Source organism: Cohnella suwonensis (assembly GCF_042655365.1).
GTDB classification, from domain to species: Bacteria; Bacillota; Bacilli; order Paenibacillales; family Paenibacillaceae; genus Cohnella; species Cohnella suwonensis.
The window spans coordinates 1-1,692 of the sequence record NZ_JBHSMH010000081.1 but is presented as its reverse complement, the minus strand read 5'-3'; the positions used below and the strand labels follow the sequence as shown (position 1 = coordinate 1,692).

Genomic DNA, 1,692 nt, shown 5'->3' with positions numbered 1-1,692 from the left:
GAGGCCACTGAATAACCTACGATTTTTTGAATCAGTAAGTGATTGACTAAATCAAAAGACGACTACTATCCCAAAATAAGGATATATAGTCGTCTTTTTCATTTTACCACTGTTTGTTTAACCCCAATTTTTACTCCACCAACTTCAAAATTCTCTTTAGATTTACAGCGAATATCGCCATGGCGCCTTGTAATTGCATACCTATTAAACCCGAGGACGACGCTACATCGTACCCGTGTCGGTGTTTTAGTTCGCTGTTCTTAGCTTCAATTTTGTATCGTTCCTTCGCCTTTGCTTTGAAGTACTCGCTTTCTTGAAATTCGCCCTGTTCCGAGTGCTCGTCCGACTTCATTGTTACGGAGTACGTCTTGCTAGCGCCATCGTTATAGCACCCTGCCTTAAATGGGCATGCCTTGCACTTTTCTATATCAAAGTAGTAGATCGTCCTTTTGTTTTTTCCGCCTTCGTTTCTTGCTTGCTTTGCTTTCCGAATCGCCATATGACCAGCCTTACATACGTACATTCCCGCATCCTTGTTAAACTCGAATTCATCTTCCTTCTTACGACCGCCTTGCGTAATCTGCGGATTCAGCTTTGCAATCAATTCAATGTCATTGTCTTTGCTGTACGCAATGTTTTCTTTCTCTGAATACGCGGTATCGCCAATAACCGTCTTTACGTCCATACCCGCTGCTTTGCTTTTCTCGATGAGGGTTTGCAGTTGCTTTCCGTCGTTCTTTTCTCCCGTTGTAACGATAGCCGCTGTAATGATTCGTTCCTCCGTCATGGCGATATGCGTCTTGTAGCCAAAGAACGAGGAGTCCGCGCTCTTGTGGCCGACACGCGCTTCCTGATCCTTCGAGATACGCAGTTGTTCTACGTCATCTTCAATGGTCTCTTTGAGCAGGTTCAACGGTTCTGTGATTTTAGGTAATTGGGCAATACCGAGTTTGGTTTCGGTAACCTCAACGAGCTTCTGGCAGTATTCGATCTCGGCCTCAAGTGTATCCACGGTGTTCTTGACCGGAAGTTTCGCTTTCAGCGAATCGTCTATGGAGTAGATCGCTTTTCGTAACTTGCGGGAACGGTCTTGCAGAATTTCTCGCGGCGATTTCTGGTTGTAACGAGCTTTCGTATGCGTCGCATCCACAATGATGGAGGTGCTCTTCAGAATCCCTTGCGCGATGGCCAGTTCAACGGTCTTTCCGATTAACATGTCCAACAGGTTTAGGTCCTTCAGTCGCAGCTTGCGGAACTTGGTTAACGAGCTCGAGTCAATGACTGATTCTTCCGGCGCCATCTGGAGAAAGTACTTGAATGACATGTCGTACCGAGAGCGCTCGACCAAGTCCACGTCCGACATTTCAAAAATGGCCTTCAGGAGCAAATATTTAAACATCCGTAAAGGGTCGATGGCGTTCCGGCCATTGTCCATGCAGTAGTTTGCTTTCAATTCGTCGTAGACAAAGGAGAAGTCCACCAGTTCATTGATCTGGCGTAACATGTTGTCTTTCGGCACAATGAGGTCATACAGCGCCGTGTAAGGGCTAAACGCAAATGAGATCTGAGGCTGTAGCATGGTCTTCATCCTTCCGACGTTATACCTTGATTATACAAGAAAAAGGTACAGTCCCCTCAAAAATAGAGAGGGTCTGCACCTTTTCGAGTTAATGGACTTTTTCAGTGGCCTCC

General features: G+C 45.9%; 1 protein-coding gene. It reads right to left on the bottom strand.

Annotation, left to right across the window (positions count from 1 at the left end; genetic code table 11):
- Window positions 1–130 precede the first annotated feature (130 nt).
- Entirely contained in the window at window positions 131–1,579 is a 1,449-nt protein-coding gene (locus ACFPPD_RS19700) for an IS1182 family transposase (RefSeq protein WP_209752129.1), read from the bottom strand.
- Window positions 1,580–1,692 lie beyond the last annotated feature (113 nt).